The sequence below is a fragment of the Rhodococcus sp. 15-725-2-2b genome, from assembly GCF_002259075.1.
Classification (GTDB): Bacteria; Actinomycetota; Actinomycetes; order Mycobacteriales; family Mycobacteriaceae; genus Rhodococcoides.
In genome coordinates, this window is record NZ_NPFL01000017.1 from 175,749 (window position 1) to 194,022 (window position 18,274).

17 protein-coding genes are annotated in these 18,274 nt (G+C 66.0%); 8 read left to right on the forward strand and 9 right to left on the reverse strand.

What is annotated here, in order from left to right; genetic code table 11:
• Positions 1-15: 15 nt before the first annotated feature.
• The gene (locus CH306_RS18920) at positions 16-693 is read right to left on the reverse strand and encodes a TetR/AcrR family transcriptional regulator (RefSeq protein WP_032394598.1); all 678 of its coding nucleotides are present in this window, start codon (positions 691-693) and stop codon (positions 16-18) included.
• A 110-nt stretch (positions 694-803) separates the two neighbouring features.
• On the opposite strand from CH306_RS18920, the gene CH306_RS18925 reads away from it, so the two are divergent.
• Together CH306_RS18925 and CH306_RS18930 are read left to right on the forward strand one after the other, a co-directional pair.
• Positions 804-1,691 (forward strand): shikimate dehydrogenase, encoded by an 888-nt coding sequence (locus CH306_RS18925; protein ID WP_094631074.1) that lies wholly within the window; start codon positions 804-806, stop codon positions 1,689-1,691.
• The gene (locus tag CH306_RS18930) at positions 1,688-3,574 is read left to right on the forward strand and encodes a sugar phosphate isomerase/epimerase and 4-hydroxyphenylpyruvate domain-containing protein (protein ID WP_094647523.1); all 1,887 of its coding nucleotides are present in this window, start codon (positions 1,688-1,690) and stop codon (positions 3,572-3,574) included. Before CH306_RS18925 ends, CH306_RS18930 begins: the two co-directional genes overlap by 4 nt.
• Positions 3,575-3,591: 17 nt before the next feature.
• Here the strand turns inward: CH306_RS18930 and CH306_RS18935 are convergent, their stop codons facing one another.
• The 6 genes from CH306_RS18935 to pcaH are packed head-to-tail and all read right to left on the reverse strand — an operon-like array spanning position 3,592 to position 9,512.
• Positions 3,592-4,803, reverse strand: a complete 1,212-nt coding sequence (locus CH306_RS18935) for an acetyl-CoA C-acetyltransferase (protein ID WP_094647525.1) — start codon at positions 4,801-4,803, stop codon at positions 3,592-3,594.
• Positions 4,796-5,617, reverse strand: coding sequence for an IclR family transcriptional regulator (locus tag CH306_RS18940; protein WP_094647527.1), 822 nt, complete (start codon positions 5,615-5,617; stop codon positions 4,796-4,798). Before CH306_RS18940 ends, CH306_RS18935 begins: the two co-directional genes overlap by 8 nt.
• A complete protein-coding gene (pcaDC, locus tag CH306_RS18945) occupies positions 5,614-6,795 on the reverse strand; it encodes a bifunctional 3-oxoadipate enol-lactonase/4-carboxymuconolactone decarboxylase PcaDC (RefSeq protein ID WP_094647529.1) in 1,182 nt (393 codons plus the stop codon). The genes CH306_RS18940 and pcaDC overlap by 4 nt, the downstream gene beginning before the upstream one ends.
• Entirely contained in the window at positions 6,792-8,141 is a 1,350-nt protein-coding gene (pcaB, locus tag CH306_RS18950) for a 3-carboxy-cis,cis-muconate cycloisomerase (RefSeq protein ID WP_094647531.1), read from the reverse strand. Before pcaB ends, pcaDC begins: the two co-directional genes overlap by 4 nt.
• Positions 8,142-8,164: 23 nt before the next feature.
• Positions 8,165-8,803: a protocatechuate 3,4-dioxygenase subunit alpha gene (pcaG, locus tag CH306_RS18955; protein WP_032394591.1), complete on the reverse strand. Its 639-nt coding sequence runs from the start codon at positions 8,801-8,803 to the stop codon at positions 8,165-8,167.
• Positions 8,796-9,512: a protocatechuate 3,4-dioxygenase subunit beta gene (gene pcaH / locus CH306_RS18960; protein WP_032394590.1), complete on the reverse strand. Its 717-nt coding sequence runs from the start codon at positions 9,510-9,512 to the stop codon at positions 8,796-8,798. Before pcaH ends, pcaG begins: the two co-directional genes overlap by 8 nt.
• Positions 9,513-9,620: 108 nt before the next feature.
• On the opposite strand from pcaH, the gene CH306_RS18965 reads away from it, so the two are divergent.
• Positions 9,621-10,370, forward strand: coding sequence for a CoA transferase subunit A (locus CH306_RS18965; RefSeq protein WP_179272913.1), 750 nt, complete (start codon positions 9,621-9,623; stop codon positions 10,368-10,370).
• Entirely contained in the window at positions 10,367-11,014 is a 648-nt protein-coding gene (locus CH306_RS18970) for a CoA transferase subunit B (protein WP_094631079.1), read from the forward strand. Before CH306_RS18965 ends, CH306_RS18970 begins: the two co-directional genes overlap by 4 nt.
• Here CH306_RS18970 and fdhD read toward each other — a convergent pair.
• Positions 10,991-11,836: a formate dehydrogenase accessory sulfurtransferase FdhD gene (fdhD, locus tag CH306_RS18975; RefSeq protein WP_032394588.1), complete on the reverse strand. Its 846-nt coding sequence runs from the start codon at positions 11,834-11,836 to the stop codon at positions 10,991-10,993. The two genes, CH306_RS18970 and fdhD, sit on opposite strands and share 24 nt — an antisense overlap.
• Before the next feature lie 34 nt (positions 11,837-11,870).
• Positions 11,871-14,042: a 4-alpha-glucanotransferase gene (gene malQ / locus CH306_RS18980; RefSeq protein ID WP_094647783.1), complete on the reverse strand. Its 2,172-nt coding sequence runs from the start codon at positions 14,040-14,042 to the stop codon at positions 11,871-11,873.
• Positions 14,043-14,126: 84 nt separating this feature from the next.
• Between malQ and CH306_RS18985 the strand changes: the two genes are divergently transcribed.
• From CH306_RS18985 to CH306_RS19000, 4 genes are all read left to right on the forward strand, one after another.
• Positions 14,127-14,882: an FUSC family protein gene (locus CH306_RS18985; protein ID WP_094647533.1), complete on the forward strand. Its 756-nt coding sequence runs from the start codon at positions 14,127-14,129 to the stop codon at positions 14,880-14,882.
• A 154-nt stretch (positions 14,883-15,036) separates the two neighbouring features.
• Positions 15,037-15,468, forward strand: a complete 432-nt coding sequence (locus CH306_RS18990) for an ATP-binding protein (protein WP_045194606.1) — start codon at positions 15,037-15,039, stop codon at positions 15,466-15,468.
• Positions 15,468-16,253, forward strand: coding sequence for a SigB/SigF/SigG family RNA polymerase sigma factor (locus tag CH306_RS18995; RefSeq protein WP_032394586.1), 786 nt, complete (start codon positions 15,468-15,470; stop codon positions 16,251-16,253). The genes CH306_RS18990 and CH306_RS18995 overlap by 1 nt, the downstream gene beginning before the upstream one ends.
• A 28-nt stretch (positions 16,254-16,281) precedes the next feature.
• Positions 16,282-18,273 carry a S9 family peptidase gene (locus CH306_RS19000; protein WP_094647535.1) on the forward strand — a complete coding sequence of 664 codons (1,992 nt, stop codon included), beginning with the start codon at positions 16,282-16,284 and terminating at the stop codon, positions 18,271-18,273.
• The last annotated feature ends 1 nt before the right edge of the window (position 18,274 follow it).

Below are 18,274 nucleotides of genomic sequence, written 5' to 3' on the forward strand. Positions count from 1 at the left end.
GAGAAACCGCGAATTTCAGCGAGAAGGCGAGGTCAGGAACGCGATGATCATGTCGCCGAGCATCGAGCGCAGCCGGTCTCGATGCCGGGGATCGGTGAGGTCACGGCCGAAGAGGGCCTCGAAGGTGTACCGATTCGACAGGCGGAACACACAGAAGCTGCTGATCGTCATGTGCACGTCGAGGGCATCGACGTCCGTCCGGAACACGCCGTCCGCCTGGCCTCGCGCCAGGATGCTCGACAGCAGCTCCGCGGCGGGATTGCCGAGGTTGCTCAAGGCCTCGGACGTGGAGATGTGTTCGCCGCGAAGGATGTTCTCGGTGGAGACCAGGCGAATGAAGTCGGGATTTTCCTCGTGATGGTCGAATGTCAGCGATGCGATGGCACGAATGGCCTCGACCGGTCCGAGGCCTTCGACGTCCACGTCTCGTTCGCGCTCGCGAATGCGCATGTACGACCGTTCGAGCACGGCCTTGTACAGGCCTTCCTTGTCGGTGAAGTAGTAGTACAACATTCGCTTGGTCGTGTGTGTCCGCTCGGCGATCTCGTCGATGCGCGCTCCTGCGAAGCCCTTGTCCGCGAACTCCTCGGTGGCCACCTCGAGGATGTTGTGCCGGGTCAGGTCGCTGTTGCGTCGACGCTTGACGCCGGGTCCGCTGGTGTCGTCGGACGTGTCGGTTGCGCGCGGAGCCATGGAGCAACTCTATCGGCGCCGATTGTGGCGAAAGGGTTGGGCGCGAGGCAGTCGCGTAGTACCGTCGAGCTAATTCACCAATTCGTACATTAAGGCTCGAGGAGATCGACATGCCGGAATCCCTGCTCTGCGGACTGATCGGGACGGGTATCGGCAAGTCGCTCACGCCCGCGATGCACGAACGAGAGGGCTCCGAGCACGGGCTGACCTACCAATATCGGATCATCGACCTGGACAGCCGTGGACTGACCGTAGAGGACCTTCCCCGTCTCGTCTCCACCGCAGCGGACCTCGGATTTCGGGGACTCAACATCACGCACCCGTGCAAACAACGCGTCATCTCCTCTCTCGATGCGCTCTCCGAGGACGCCGCCCGACTCGGAGCCGTCAACACCGTGGTGTTCGCCGACGGCCGGGCCGTCGGCCACAACACCGACTGGTCCGGATTCGATCGCAACTTCGGCCGCGGACTACCCGGTGCCGACATCGGCGACGTGGTGCAACTCGGTGCCGGGGGAGCAGGGGCGGCCGTCGCCTACGCGATGGCCCGCCGCGGCGCAGGCAGGCTCACCCTCGTGGACGCCGATCCGCTGCGGGCACAACAACTACGGAAATCTTTGTCCGTGATGTTCCCGGACGTCGAGATCCTCTCGGCGGGCCTCGACCGGCTCGCCGCCGTTCTCGACACCGCGACCGGCCTGGTGCATGCCACCCCGATCGGAATGGTCGAACATCCCGGATCTGCTGTGCCCGAGTCACTGCTGAACCCGAGGATGTGGGTCGCCGAGGTCGTGTATCGGCCCGCCGAAACCGAATTGCTCGCTGCTGCATCCCGAGCTGGGTGCCGAACGCTCAGCGGAACCGGAATGGCAGTGTTCCAGGCCGCGGACGCGTTCGAGATATTCACCGGACGCACTGCGGACGCCGATCGCATGATCGCGCACATGAGCGCGCTGATCGCGCTGGAGGATCGCGCGACCGCAGGGGTTCTGGCATGACGCGCATCGCAACGTCGGTGGCCACGGTATCGCTCAGCGGTTCGCTGGACGAGAAGATGCGCGCCATCGCCCAGGCCGGGTTCGACGGTTTCGAGGTGTTCGAGCCGGACCTGATCAGCTCGCCCGACCTTCCCGAGGACGTCGCGAAGAAAGCAGCCGACCTCGGTCTGACCGTCGACCTCTATCAGCCCTTCCGTGACGCCGACTCGGCCGATCCGGAACAGTTCGCCCGCAATCTCGTTCGCGCCGAACACAAATTCGACGTGATGGAACAGCTGGGGTGCGATCTGCTGTTGGTCTGCTCCTCGCCGCTGGCCGGTGCCGTCCGTGACGACGCCCTGCTGGTCGAGCAGATGGCAACCCTCGCCGAACGTGCGCATCGGCGCGGAATGCGACTGGCGTACGAGGCGTTGGCGTGGGGTGCCCACGTCAGCACCTATCGCCATGCCTGGGACATCGTTCGGCAGGTCGATCATCCCGCGCTGGGAACGTGCCTGGACAGCTTCCACATCCTCTCTCGCGGTGACGATTCCGCAGGCATTCGCGAGATCCCGGGCGAGAAGATCTTCTTCCTCCAGTTGGCCGACGCCCCGCACCTGGTGATGGACGTACTGCAGTGGAGCAGGCACCACCGGTGCTTCCCCGGGCAGGGCAGCTTCGATCTGGCGCGCTTCGGAGCCGATGTCGCCGCCTCCGGGTATTCCGGCCCGTGGTCGCTCGAGATCTTCAACGACGTCTTCCGGCACTCCGACACCGGCCGCACGGCATCCGACGCGCACCGGTCGCTGCTGTACCTCCAGGAGCAGGTGCGCGGCGTCGAAACACCCACGGACGGATACGATCTGTTCGCGCCGCCACCGCCGGGTCCGATCGAGAACGTCGTCTCCCTGCGGATCGCGGCAGGGCCTGCGAAGGCAGCGCAGCTGGGCACCACACTGCGGCACCTGGGCTTCGATCTCACCGCAGCACACAGCGAACACGGACTCAGCCTGTTCACCCAGGGTCCGCTGGCCGTCGCCGTCGACACCACGGTGGACACGTTGTGGACCGCGCCGGGTGTCCCGGCTCATCTACCGGCGTTGGCCCAGATCGGGGTTCGCAGCGAGCGCCCGGATCTGTGGCTGACTCGGGCCCGCGCACTGGGAGTCACCGCATCCACCGTCTCCATGCCCGGTGTGGCCGACGCGACCGATGCGGTGGTGCGCCTGGCCGTGACCGGTGCGACGTCGCTGGACCTACGCACCCGCGACAGTGCGGGTGCCTGGCAATCGGCGTTCGATCTGGTGCCGAGGGTGGTGGAGGAGAACCGGGCCTGCGTCACGCACGTGGATCACATCGCGCTCGCCGTGCCTGCCGAGAGCTGGGACGGGGTGATGCTGCTGCTGCGCTCGGTGTTCGGCATGGTGCCACACGAGGGCCAGGACGTCGTCGACGCGATAGGCCTGGTTCGCAGCCGAGCCCTCACCCTCGCCACCGCCAACGGCACGATTCGACTCTCGCTCAACATGGTTCCCGGCCGCCCGTCCGACTCGGACCCGCTTCCCGCGGCCCGGCGCGGAGGCGTCGGACACGTGGCGTTCGGATGCGAGGACATCCATGCCGCTGCGAGAGCGATGACCGAACGCGGGCTCACCCCGTTGCGGATCTCGCCCAACTACTATCGCGATCTCGACGCGCGATTCGGGCTCGGCCCCGAGACCCTGGACGCGATGCAGCGTCTGGGGATCCTGTACGACGCGGACGCGACCGGCGGTGAGTTCTTCCACTTCTTCACCGAGACCGTCGGCGACGACCTGTTCTTCGAGGTGGTCCAGCGCGTGGGTGGCTACGAGGGCTACGGAGAGACCAATTCGGCCGTGCGACTGGCGGCGCAACTGCAGTAGCAGCCACCGGACGGTGGTCAGCCGATTCGCTCGAACACCGCAGCGAGTCCCTGGCCGCCGCCGATGCACATCGTCTCGAGTCCGTAGCGGACCTCTCGGCGGTCCATTTCGCGCAACAGCGTTGCCAGAATGCGGGCTCCGGTGGCTCCGACGGGATGGCCGAGCGAGATGCCGGAGCCATGGGGGTTCAGTCGCGGATCGTCGGGGTCGATGCCCCAGGACCTGGTCACGGCGAGAGCCTGCGCGGCGAATGCTTCGTTGAGTTCGATGATGCCCATGTCGTCGAGACTCAGTCCCAGCCGTCCCAGTGCCTTCTCGCTCGCGGGGACCGGTCCGATCCCCATCGTGCGTGGAGCCACGCCTGCGACGCCCCAGCCGGCCAATCGTGCCAGCGGCCGAAGGCCCAGTGCGGCAGCTTTTTCCGGGGTGGTGACGATGGCGATGGCGGCACCGTCGTTCTGTCCGCTGGCGTTTCCTGCGGTGACGGTCGACTCGGGGTCGATCGACGCGCGGATCGCCTTCAGCTTCGCCAGTGACTCCACGGTGGTGTCGGCTCGCGGATGCTCGTCGGTGGTGACGAGCAACGGATCCGATCTACGTTGGGGGACCGACACTCCCACGATCTCCTCGGCGAACACACCGCTGTTCTGCGCGGCGACTGCACGGCGGTGGGACTGGACTGCGAGTGCGTCCTGATCGGCGCGGCTGATGGAGAACTCCGCGCGCAGGTTCTCTGCGGTTTCGATCATGCCGCCGGGAACTGGAAAGTTCTTGCCGCCCGCGGTCACTCGCGCCCGGGCGAGGCGGTCGGACAGAGCCACGGCCTCGGCCTTGACGCCCCAGCGCATGCCGGTGGCGTAGAACTCGGTCTGACTCATGCTCTCGACACCGCCCGCCAGCACCAGATCGTTGCCGCCGGACTGGACCTGCATGCACGCCTGCAACACCGCTTGCAGACCGGAGCCGCAGCGACGGTCGACCTGCATCCCGGGGACGTCGATACCCAGATCTGCATCGAGCGCGGCAATGCGTCCGATGGCCGGTGCATCGCCGTTCGGGGACGCCTGACCGAGGATCACGTCGTCGATGTCGGCACCGGAAATGCGCGTGCGGGTGACCAGTTCGGCGATCACCGCACCGGCAAGAGCCTGGGCGGAGATGTCCTTGAACTGGCCGCCGAAGCGACCGACCGGGGTCCGAAGTGGTTCGCAGATCACGGCATCAGGCATGGGTGGTTCCTCGCTTGTCGTTGGGTCCGGTGCTCACCCGGAGCAGGTCGATCTCGATGGCGCGGGTGGCGTCGAGCAGAGCCGGTAGCAGTTCGGTGCGCACCGCATCGGCGGAATGCCGCGCGGCCTGGGTCGAGACGTTCGCCGCTGCGACCACGGCTCCGTGTCCGTCGTGAATGGGAGCCGCGATGGAGCGCAAACCCTCTTCGAGTTCCTGGTCCACCACGCAGAAGCCGTCGGATCGGACCCGGTCGAGTTCGCGGCCGAGCGCGTCGGCAGTGGTGATGGTCTTACCGGTGAGCGGAGTCAACCGCACCCGATCGAGGTATGCCGCGAGTTCGTCGGCGGGCAGTCCGGCCAACAGCACGCGCCCCATCGATGTTGCGAACGCGGGAAATCGGGTGCCGATGTTGATGCCGACGGTCATGATTCGGCTGACCGGAACACGGGCGACGTACACCACGTCGTCACCGTCGAGAATCGAGACCGAGGACGACTCGCGCACTCGTTCGGCGAGAGCCTCCAGGTGCGGTCCCGAGACTTCCGGGAGCGACAGGCTCGACAGGTAGCTGTAGCCCAGCTCGAGCACTCGCGGGGTGAGCCAGAACATCGAGCCGTCGGTACGGACGTAGCCGAGTTCGACGAGGGTGAGCAGGAACCGCCGAGCGGTGGCTCGGGTGAGGTCGGTGGCTCGGGCGACATCGGAGAGTGTTCGACGCGGATGCTCGGCGTCGAAGGCTCGGATCACCGCAAGACCACGGCCCAGTGACTGGACGTAGTCCGAGGACGGCGGCGGCGATTCCGCGGAGTTCACGAGGTACCCGATTCGGTCTCGGCCGATGTCTCGGCGATGGCCGCGTTCGCGAGACCGAATGCACTGTTGCTGTTCGGAACTCCCGCGTACACCGCGGTGTGCAGGAACACCTCCGCCATCGTGTCCGGCGCAGTGCCCGCTCGCAGGGCGGCCCGAATGTGCATGTCGAGTTCGTGCTGGTTGCCCACCGCCGTCAGGATCGCCAGGGTCAGCAGTCTGCGGGTGTGGTGATCGAGTCCTGGCCGATTCCAGATGTCACCCCATGCAGTGCGGGTGATGAAGTCCTGGAACGGTGCGGTGAAGTCGGTTCGCGCGGCGACGCTGCGGTCGACGTGCGCATCACCGAGGATGCTGCGCCGCACCGCCATTCCGGCATCGTGGGCAGCTGCGCGGCCGAGCGCATACGCATCCGCTCCGATGTGTGCGGCGATCGCCGCGGTGACGGGCCCGGCTTGTTCGACGTTGGCCAGGTGCGCGGCCGGGTCGAGAACTCGGAACGTCGATCCGATGACGCCGTCGGCGATGATCTTCAGGTCCTCGGGCGTGGTCGAGGGGTCCTGCCGGCCCGCGATCACCAGGGTCGGAGCGGTGATTCGGTTCAGATCCGAACGAGAGTCCCAATCCGACAACGCCTCACAGCATGCTGCGTAGCCCTCGTCGGACGTGCCGGCGATCATCCGGCGATGCCGGTCGACGAGATCGACGTCGCGAGCGGCCAGTTCGGGGGTGAACCAGCGCTGGAGTACGGCGTCGGCCAGGGACGCGGTTCCCGCCGACCTGACCGTTGCGGCCCGATCGAGCCATTGCGCCGGCTCACCGAACCTGGCCGAGGTGCACAGCAACGTCAGAGTGATCACGCGCTCCGGGCGATGGATGGCGATCCACTGCGAGACTGCGCCGCCGAGCGAGAGACCGACGATGTGAACACGCCGTAGATTCAGGGAATCGATCAGTGCCAGAACATCTTCGGCCAGTTCCGCGACGGAGTACGGACCCGATGGCACCGGCGATGCCCCGTGCCCACGAAGATCGACGGCGACCACATGGGCAGAAGCGGACAGTGGTCCGATCTGCGGGTTCCACATCGATCGGTCGGAGCCGAGCGATCCGATCAGCACGACGGTCTCCGCGTCGGCGCGGGGTCCTTCGGTGCGTTCGTGAGCAAGTGCGACGGTCATCGTGAATCCTTCGATTCTGTGGTGAGTTCGGTGTCGAGGGCGTGCTCGGCGAGGATCGCGTCGACCAGCTCGGGTGCGTGGCCGAGATACGCGGCCGGGTCGAGTAGTTCGCGCACCGTCGAGGGTGGCAGGAACGCCGTGATGGCAGGGTCGCTGTCCAGCGGCGCTCCCACCGCGCAGCGCGCAGTGACTATCTCGCGGGCCTGCTCGGTGTGCGCTGCCAATGCCGCGGTGACACGTTCGGCGAGCAGAGCTCCACCCGTCGCATCGAGATTGCGGGCCATCGCCTCCGGATGAACGTGCAACCCGCTCAGGCTCTGCGAGAGTCGATGAGCGGCACCACCGGTGAAGCGCAGCAGATCGGTGATCGTCTCCCATTCGGCATGCCACGCTCCTGCGGCGCGCTGATGTTCGTGGTCCATGTTCGACAACACCGTCGACACCGCACCCGGGACTCGCCGGGCCGCAGCCCGAGCGGTGATGGCCGCAACGGGATTTCGCTTGTGCGGCATCGCCGATGATCCACCCGGCGCGTCCTCCGAGACCTCGCCCAACTCGGTGGCGGACATCGACACGATGTCCTGGGCGATCTTGCCGATCGTTCCTGCCGCGATGCCCAGGGAACACGCGATGTCGGCGATCGCGGTGCGGTCGGTGTGCCAGGGAGTGTTCTGTCGAGCCAAGCCCAGTTCGACGGCCATCGCCGCTGCGATGGCGGGTCCGTGCGGATACACGGCCGCGAGAGTGCCTGCAGCACCGCCGTACTGGACGGCGCACGCACGTCGAACGGCCGCGATCCCGGTCTGTGCGCGGCGCAACCCAGAGAACCAGTTCGCGGCCACCAGACCGAAGGTGGTGGGCAATGCCTGCTGTCCGAGAGTGCGCGCCGCCATCGGGGTGGTCCGGTGGGTCAGAGCAAGACCCCGCGCTGCTGCACTCGCGGCGTCGAGCGAGCTCTCGATCGCACCGAGCGCATCGCGGGAGACGAGCATCAGCGCGGTGTCCATGATGTCCTGGCTGGTGGCCCCGGGATGCACTGCCGTAGCAGGAACATCGGCCTCGGCCACCTCGCTGCGAAGGATCTTCACCAACGGGATCACCGGATTACCTCCGGCCGCCGAATCCACTCCGAGCCTCGCGATGTCCAGTCCCGCTCCGAGTTCGGTCGCAACAGAGGTGACGACCTCGGCGTGAGCGGCCTGCACGAGACCGACCGTGACCGCGGCCCGGGAGAGCGCCGCCTCGACGGCGAACATCGCTGTCACCCAGGCTCGGTCGCCCACGAGCGGCGCAACGGTATCGCTACCGAACGTCGGATCGAACAGTGCCCCTCGCTCGGATTCCATCGTCCCCTCTCGGCAATCGTGTGTCACAGCGCGAAGAACGGAGTCTCGTCGCCGTCCGGATCGGTGTTCTGCAGCACGATGTCGAGGTGATACCCACCGTGCACCGGTGCTGCGACGAGTCTGGCACGCTTGTGCGCAGGCATGGCGGACAACACCGGATCGACCGCATTGGCCTCGACTTCGTCGGGAAAGTACACCCGTGTCACGGCTCGGTCGAGCATCCCGCGAGCAAAGACGCTGACATCGATGTGCGGTGCTTCGACACGATCGTCCTCGGCCGGCAACGGTCCGGGCTTGATCGTGGTGATCGACATCGTCCCGGTCTCGTCCGCGAACGCGCGCCCGAAGCCGCGGAAACCGACTGTGCGTGACGCCACCGCGCCGCGCGGATCGTCGGGGTGATCGAACCGGCCGTCGGCATCGGCCTGCCAGGTCTCGATCATGGCGTCGGACATGGGGTTTCGGGCTCCGTCGATGACCGTGAACGAGACGGTGATCTCGCCGTCGGTGCCCTGCGGTACCACGCTCTCACCGTCGGGCCACAGCAGTCCGATATGGACGTAGGGACCCACTGTCTGAGACGGCGTCTGGCCGAACGGTGCGGTGGTGAAGTCGGCACCGGAGACCACCGGGTAGCGCGGGGCGAACTCGGGATCAGTCATCGTGGTCGTCTTCCTCGAAGGGGGTGGCGTTTCGGCCGCGGAGCACGATGTCGAATCGGAATCCGAGGGCCCAGTTGTCCTGTGTCGCTTCGTAATCGAACGCGCCGATCATTCGGGCTCGCGAGTCCTCGGGTGCGGCGTTGAAGATCGGATCCTGAAAGAACATGGGGTCGTCCGGGAAGTACATCTGGGTCACCAGTCGCTGAGTGAACGCCTGGCCGAACAGCGAGAAGTGAATGTGGGCCGGCCGCCACGCGTTGTGGTGGTTGCCCCACGGGTATGCGCCCGGCTTGATCGTGGTGAAACGGTATCGACCCTCGGCATCGGTGAGAACGCGTCCGGTGCCGTTGAAGTGCGGATCGAGCGGTGCAGGCCACCGATCGCCGGTGTGGCGGTAACGGCCGCCTGCATTGGCTTGCCACACCTCGACGAGGGTATTCGGAATCGCCTTGCCGTCGCTGTCGAGTACGCGGCCGTGCACGATGATCCTCTGCCCTTGTGCCTCACCGCCGTTCGCCAGGGTGAGATCGGCGTCGGCGGCGGTGACCCGTCCCTCGCCCAGCACCGGTCCGGTGATCTCGGTGAGTCGCTGGGGGAGCAGGGTCAGCGGCTGCGCCGGATGCCGAAGAGCGGTGGTCCGGTACTCGGGGAAGTCGAGCGGGGCATGGACCCCCGATTGATCCCGATACTCGGGCGGGAGAAGAAGCATCGAAGGTTCCTCACGATTGTGGTGATCTACGCAACAGACACCATAGCGAGATGTTCGCATTGTGGCAACCTGTTCATATTCCGCACAACATGCGGTAGCGTGCGTCTCATGTTGGACAAAGTCGTGGCCAGCGCCACCGAAGCCGTAGCGGACATTCCCGACGGATCGTCGATCGCCGTCGGCGGTTTCGGATTGGTCGGAGTGCCGGAGATTCTCATCGACGCCGTGCTCGCGCAGGGGGCGACCGATCTGGAAACCATCAGCAACAACTGCGGGACGGATGGCTTCGGCTTGGGAGTGCTACTGGCGCAGCACCGTATTCGCCGGACCATCAGCTCGTACGTCGGCTCGAACAAGGAGTTCGCGCGGCAGTATCTCTCCGGAGAACTCGAGGTCGAGCTCACCCCGCAGGGCACCCTCGCCGAGCGACTGCGAGCGGGCGGTGCCGGCATTCCGGCGTTCTTCACCCCCGCAGGGGTCGGAACTCAAGTCGCAGACGGCGGATTGCCGTTGCGTTACGACGGCAGCGGCGGTATCGCACTGGCCAGTCCTCCCAAGGAGACCCGCGAATTCGACGGTGTCACCTACGTGATGGAACGCGGAATAGTCGCCGACTACGCGCTCGTGCACGCATGGAAGGGCGACCGACACGGCAACCTGGTGTTCCACGCCAGTGCGCGAAACTTCAACCCGCCGGCCGCCGAGTCGGGGCGCATCACCGTCGCACAGGTCGAGCATTTGGTCGAGCCGGGGGAGATCGGACCGGACGAGATACACACCCCGGGTATTCACGTGCAGCGGGTGGTCCACGTCGGACCGGTCGAGGTCGGCATCGAGCAGAGGACGGTACGAGCATGAGCGAGAAGATGACCCGCGAACAGATGGCGGCTCGGGTGGCGCAGGAACTCGGCGACGGTCAGTACGTCAACCTCGGCATCGGCATGCCGACTCTCGTGCCCAACTACATCCCCACCGACGTATCGGTGATCCTGCATTCGGAGAACGGAGTGCTCGGTGTCGGCCCCTATCCCACCGAGGACGAACTCGACGCCGAGATCATCAACGCGGGCAAGGAGACCATCACGGTCCTGCCCGGTGCGTCCTACTTCGACTCCGCGCAGTCGTTCGGAATGATCCGTGGCGGCCAGGTCGACGTCGCAGTACTGGGGGCGATGCAGGTCAGCGCCACCGGTGATCTGGCGAACTGGATGATTCCCGGGCACATGGTCAAGGGGATGGGTGGCGCGATGGATCTGGTGCACGGAGCGCGACGCGTCATCGTGATGATGGAACACGTCTCTCGCAAGGGTGAGCCGAAGATCCTCGAACGCTGCTCTCTGCCGCTCACCGGCAAAGGCTGCGTGCACCGCATCATCTCGGACATGGCCGTACTCGACGTCACCGAACGCGGACTGCGCCTCGTCGAGACCGCGCCCGGTGTGTCCGTCGACGAGGTCAGAAATGCGACCGCTGCCGAACTACTGGTCGACGCCGACGTCTGAGACGTGAACGCGGTGGGCGTGCGAGTAGATGTTCATGGACCGACCGCGGAGGAAGCCGACGACCGTCAAACCGGATTCGGTGGCGAGGTCGACCGCAAGCGAGGACGGGGCCGAGACCGCTGCGAGAATCGGTATTCCGGACATCACGGCCTTCTGGGCCAATTCGAACGAGGCGCGGCCGCTGACCATGAGCACTGTGGCCTGCAGGGGAATTCGATCGTTGGTCACCGCCCAACCGACGACCTTGTCGACGGCGTTGTGGCGTCCGACATCCTCACGTAGAACGAGCATCTCGCCGTCTGCGGTGAACAGGGCGGCGGCATGCAGACCGCCGGTGGCATCGAAGACCTTCTGCGCGGCCCGCAACGTGTCGGGTAGCCCGGACAGAGTATCGGACGTCACGACGACCGAATCGGCCACGGGGGAATGCTTGGTGCGCAATCGAATTGCGTCCAACGATCCCTTGCCGCACACCCCGCACGAGGACGTCGTGTAGAAGTTCCGTTCGACGCCGGTCTCCGGTGGAGCGACACCCTCGGCCAGGGTGACGTCGAGGACGTTGTAGGTGTTCGCGCCCTCGTCGTCGACCCCGTCGCAGTAGCGAGCCGCTGCGATATCGGCCCCCGAGGCGATCACACCTTCGGTCAGCAGGAAGCCGTGAGCGAGCTCGACGTCGTGGCCGGGAGTTCTCATGGTGACGGCCAGCGCTGTGCCGTCGACTCTCAACTCCATCGGCTCCTCCACCACGAGGGTGTCCGGGCGCTCGACGCGGTGCCCACTCCTGAGTCGGACGACGGGTCTGCGGGTAGTGATGCGGCCCATCAGTGTCGGTTGGATTCGCGGTGACGACGGTGACTCATTCTTCGATTGTGGACCCCAGCGTTCTCGGGCCGTCGACGCGGTCGGTCATTGCGTTCACCAACGACACCATGCGCGGGTGATCGACGAGGTCGTCGACGAGTACTCGCTTGCCTTCGGCGTCGGCCAACGGGATCTTCCAGTTCTCGTACTGGGTTTCGTCGGTGCCGGGCTGGTTCTGGATGCGATGTTCTCCGACTGCGTCGACGAGAGCGACACCGATCAGCAGGGACGGACTGCGCTGGACGAGGCGATGCAGAGCTTCCACCGTTCGGTGGTTGTCGGCGTCGGCGTCGAGCAATCCGCGCTCACGCGCCAGCTCGAGAACCGCCTCGCGTTTTTTCGCGTCGACCTCCTTCTCGGAGTCGATATCGCGTTCGAGAAGGCCGAGACGTGATCGCAGGTCGATGTGTTCGCCGTCGAGATATCCGGCCGTGGGCGGCAGGTCGTGCGTGGTCACCGACGTCAGACACAGACTGCGGTAGTTCTCGGGCGGGATCGGTCCGGATTCGTCGGCCTCGAACCACAGGATCGAGGTGCCGAAGATGCCGCGTTCGGTGAGGTACTCCTGCACCATCGGCTCGAAGACGCCGAGATCCTCACCGACGACCACCGCGCCTGCGCGTTCGGCCTCGAGGGCCAGGATGCCGATCAGGGCCTCGTGGTCGTACTCGACATACGTTCCGCCGCCTGCGTTCTCGGCCTCCTGCGGAATCCACCACAGGCGGAACAGGCCCAGGATGTGGTCGACGCGGATGCCGCCGGCATGACGCAGGATCGTGCGCAGCATGTCCCGGTACGGCACGTATGCCAGCTCGCGGAGTCGGTCGGGATCCCACGGGGGTTGATTCCAGTTCTGGCCCTGCTGGTTGAAGTTGTCCGGCGGTGCGCCCACCGTGACTCCCGACGCGAGCACGTCACCGAGCGCCCACGCGTCGGCTCCGCCCCGCGCCACGCCGACGGCGAGATCGTGCATGATGCCGATGTCCATCCCCGCATCGAGCGCCGCACGCTGCGCGGCGGCCAACTGCTCGTCGCAGATCCACTGCAGCCACATGTGGAAGTCGATGCGCTCGGCGAGCTTGGTGCGCTGCTCGAGCACGAAGTCGGTCCGTGGGTGCGCTGCTCTGTCGGTCCACGCCGAATTCTCGGGTCCGAATTTCTCCGCCAATGCGCTCCACACCGCGAAATCGCGCAGTCCGGAACCCTCCCGTTCGACGAATGCACGGAATGCGGACTCGCGGGCCGGGCTTCGTTCCACTTTGTGAACACGTTCCAGGGCACGCAGTTTGGCCCTGAATGTCGAGTCTCGGTTCAGCTTCCCGGTTCGCTTGTTGGCCTTGTCGAAACGCTTCGCGGCTTTCTCGACCTTGGCGAACTGTTGCGGCGACAGCAGTGCGGTCTCGCGAATGTTCTCCACGCGGATGTAGAGCGAGTTGAAGAACCGGCGGGTGGTCGGCAGGTAGGGCGACGCCTCGACCGGTGTGGTGGGTCGGTCGGCGTGCAGCGGATTGACGAGAAGGTAGTCGAACCCGTGCTCGCGGCCCGCGATGTCGGCCATGTCCTCCAGGTCACCGAGATCACCGATTCCCCACGACCGCTTCGATCGCACCGAATACAACTGAGTGAGCAAACCCGTGCGCTGCCGGTCTGCCAGTTCTGCATTGGGGGACAACGACTTCGGCGTGACCACCACGACCGTGTCCGAGGTTCGGACCGTGTTGTCCTCGCTGATCGTCGTCGCGGTCAGGCTGTGCCAACCGAGCGGTGCGCTGCCGGGAACGACGAACGTGGCGCGACCGATCAGGCGGCCGTCGACCTCACGGGGATCGACCCAGACGTCGGCTTGGGTCACCTCGATGGTCTCGCCGTCCTCGGAGACCATCGAGACCTCGACCGGATTGCCGTGTGGCACATGCACCCACACCACTGCATCGGTGCCCTGGGTCGCCACTACCACCGGCGGAAGCAGACGCCGCCACGGCGCGTTCTCGATGTCGGCCCGAGCTCGGTCGACGTCCTCGGTCGATTCGGTTGCGTAGCCGCGCGCGGCGAGCACTCGACGCAGGGTGTCGTCGCTCACTTCGCGAACGGTGTCGTCCCAGCCTCGGTACGAGGTCGATGTGCCGAGACGTCGAGCGAGAGAGCGAAGTGCCTGCGAGTAGTCCACATCGATGATCGTGCCAGTTCGCTGCGTCCCCGTCACCCGGGCCGGGCGGTTTCGGGTCGACCGGGGTCGGGTGGGCGAACTGCGATGAGGTGGACACGACAGTCGGTCTCGCGAGACAGGACGATCGAAACCCTCGTCGTGTCCGCGAAAATGGCGGGTGCCGCGGCGGCGGCGTGGATTCTGGCCACCGAACTGCTGTCGATGTCGCAGCCTTTCCTCGCTCCCTACGCAGCGGTGTTCCTGATCGAGGTGACGATCAGCCGAAGCCTGCGCTCGGCGGCCGAGCAGATCGCCACGGTGACCGCAGGGGTTCTCGTCGCGGCACTCGTGGTTCGCATCGTCGGCCATCCGAGTGTGGCTCTGGCGGTCAGCGTCTTCGTCGGTGCGCTCGTGGGCCGTTGGTCGAAGTTCGGTACGAGCGGAATCTGGATACCGGTGACCGCGCTGCTGATGGTCACCTACGGATCGGCATCCGATCCGGTCGCCTTCGTGGACAGGATCGTCGAGCTCGCGGTTGGTGTGGCGGTGAACGCTCTCGCAGCACCGCCGCTGTACTGGCGGCAATCACAACACGCGGTGGAGTCGGTGCCCTCGGCCGCGGGATCCCTGTTGCGGGACGTCGCCTCGATCCCGTTCCGCCGTTCCACGCGCTCGGAGACGACGTCCGTGTCGCCGGTGCCGACTTCGTGCGTGCTCTGGCGGACGTGGTCGAGGGCCGGTGCGATGCGCGCCGTACCCAGGCGGACGTGGTCGACCGGGTCGCTGCGGCGGAAGAGACGTTGGCGGTGCTCGTGCACACGGTGGTGGCGTCCGGGCAGGGATCCGCCGGAGCGACGATGAGCGCAGGCAGGCTCGTGGGGCCGGCAACGGCAGCGCTCCGAGCGCTCACCTGACGCCTGTGTTACTTCCGACTGCCAGGATTGAAACGCCGGGCGCTGGGTAGTCTGGCTCGGCGAACGGTAAAACGACTGCTCGGCGACGATGGGAAGTGCGGATGGCTGGGGTCAGCAAGATCGAAGAACTGGAGCGAGGTTCCGGTGCACCGGTCGAGCTGAGGGTGCGTGCAGAGGCAGACCAACTTCCTGTGGTTCGTGCCGTCGCCGAAACCCTCGCAGTGCTCAGCGACTTCACGCTCGACGACATCGCCGATGTGAAGTTGGTCGTCGACGAGGTGTGCTCGCAGCTGATCAAGGGCTCGGTCACCGATGCCGAGCTGTCGTGCATGTTCGCAGTGAGCGACTCCGGAATCCGAATCGTCGTCACCTCCACCCTGACACCCACTTCCGTACCGAAGAAGGACAGCTTCGGCTGGCACGTGCTGCAGACGTTGACCGACGCCATCGAACTGCGTGCCGACGACGCGGTCGACGACGAAGCAGGTCGCACGGTCGCGATCGACGTGGTCAAGCGGAGGAGCAAGGTCTAGTGCCTGTGCCGCACGAACGAAGCACACGGCGAGAGTCCGACGACTACAGCGACGTTGTCGCCCTGATCCAGCAGATGCAAGCGCTCGACGAGAATTCACCGCAGCGCCGAGTGCTGCGCGATCGCATCATCACCCGCTGCCTTCCTCTCGCAGAACACATCGCACGCCGCTTCGGCGGTCGCGGCGAAGCACACGAGGACCTCCTGCAGGTCTCACGCCTCGGTCTGGTGAACGCGGTCGACAGATTCGACATCGAACGTGGTTCGGATTTCGTGTCGTTCGCCGTACCCACGATCATGGGCGAGGCTCGCCGGTACTTCCGGGACGCAGGATGGTCGGTTCGGGTGCCGCGGCGCATGAAGGAACTGAACTCGATGATCTCCCAGGCGGTGGGATCGTTGTCGCAGAAGCTCGGTCGAGCTCCGACTGCCAGCGAGATCGCCGTCGAGCTCGGGATCGACGTCAAGGAAGCCTCGCAGGCGTTGCTTGCGCGCAGCGCGTATCAGACCGTCTCGGTCGACTCGGTGGTCAGCGAAGATCGATTGCCGCTGATGGACACCCTCGGTGCCGACGATCCCGAACTCGAGAAGATGGAGAGCTATCTCGCGGTGCGCCCCGCGCTCGAGAAGTTGCCCGAGCGTGAGCGTCGCATCGTCGTGCTCAGATTCTTCGGGTCGATGACCCAGACACAGATCGCGGAGAAGGTGGGGATATCGCAGATGCACGTCTCGCGAATCCTGGCTCGCACGCTCGCTCAGCTGCGTGAGGACCTCGGCGAGGACTGACAGCGGCCGGTGGAGCTAGGCTCGCTGGATGAGCATGTACGACGACGTCGACGAGTACATCGGAGCCCGTCGGGTCACAGGCCTGGCGGCATCGCACGATTTCTCGCGGGCGGTGATCGTGGTTGCCGCACTGGACGATTCGCGGACCGAGTATCGAACGTCGTTGTGGGAGATCGATGTCGACGGTGGTTCGTCGGCCCGACGCCTCACGCACGGCGAGTGGGGCGAGAGCGCTCCGGTGTTCACCCCGGCCGGCGACTTGTTGTTCTCCCGCCGATCGAGCAAGGACGATCCGGCCCGGTTGTGGATTCTTCCTGCCTCGGGCGGTGAGGCGCGAGTGCTCGAGACTCGGTCGGCCGGTCTGAGCGAAATCCGAAGCGCCCGTTCCGGACACGCGCTGGTCGGGTTCTCGCCGGTGTTCGGATCGTCGCGCACCGATGAGGACGACGATGCCCTGCGCACCGAGCGCAAGGCCAACAAGGTGGATGCAATTCTGCACACCGGGGTTCCGGTGCGTTTCTGGGATCACGACCTCGGTCCTGCCACCCCGCATCTGTTCGCCGGATCGACCGACGGTACGACGGTGTTTCGTGATCTGACCTCGGATGCGGCCGGAGCTCTGCACGAGGCGGCGTTCGACATCAGTGCCGACGGTGCGTTCGTCGTGTCCACCTGGGCCATACCCGGCGCTCTGGCGACCGTGCGGACGGTGCTGGTGCGCATCGACACCGCGACGGGGGAGCGCAGCACGATCGTCGACGACGTCGATGCCGATCTGGGCGCGCCGGCGATCTCGCCCGACGGTGCGTCCGTGGTGTTCGTGCGTGAATCGCTCTCCACTCCCGAGGATGCGCCTCGAATGACGCTGCAGCGCTACGACTTCGGGACTGCCTCCGTCGTCGATGTCGCGCCCGGCTGGGATCGATGGCCGATCGACCCGGTGTGGTTGCCGGACGGGTCGGGGGTGCTGGTGACCGCGGACGACGACGGCCGGTCGCCGATCTTCGTCGTCCGCGAGGGTGCGGAGCCGCGTCGGCTGACGAATACGAACGACGCCTACACCCACGTTCACGTGTCCTCGGACGGAACCAGGGTGCTCGCACTCGCCGCGTCCTATCTGGCCGCCCCGCATCCGGTGTCGATCGATCTGTCCGACGGCACCGTTGTGGACCTCGACACCTCCATCGACCGCAGTCCGTTGCCCGGAACTCTCACCGAGATCGACACCGTCGTCGGCGACGGAGCCCGGGTGCGCGGTTGGCTGGCACTGCCCGAGGGTGCCTCGGACGCGGCACCCGCACCGCTGCTGCTGTGGGTGCACGGTGGTCCGCTGAGCTCGTGGAACACCTGGTCGTGGCGGTGGAATCCCTGGCTGATGGTCGCCCGTGGGTACGCGGTGCTGCTGCCCGATCCGGCTCTGTCCACCGGGTACGGCCAGGAGTTCGTGCAGCGCGGCTGGGGTGCGTGGGGAAAGGCTCCGTTCACCGATCTGATGGCGTTGACCGATGTCGCAGCCGCGCTACCGCACATCGACGACACCCGCACCGCGGCGATGGGCGGATCCTTCGGCGGCTACATGGCCAACTGGATCGCCGGGCACACCGACCGGTTCGACGCCATCGTCACCCACGCGAGCCTGTGGGCGCTCGATCAGTTCGGGCCGACCACCGATGCCCCGTACTACTGGGCTCGTGAGATGTCTCCGGAGATGGCGGTGGAGAACTCCCCACACCTGTTCGTCGCGGACATCGCCACGCCGATGCTGGTCATCCACGGCGACAAGGACTATCGAGTGCCGATCGGCGAGGGCCTGCGGCTGTGGTACGAACTGCTCAGCGAATCCGGCCTGCCCGCCGACGACGAGGGCAACACCGACCATCGTTTTCTCTACTTCCCGGCCGAGAACCACTGGATTCTGAGTCCCCAACACGCCAAGGTCTGGTACGAGGTGGTGCTGGCATTCCTGGCGCAGCACGTGCTGGGCGAGAGGGTGTCGATGCCTCGAATCCTCGGCCACTAGA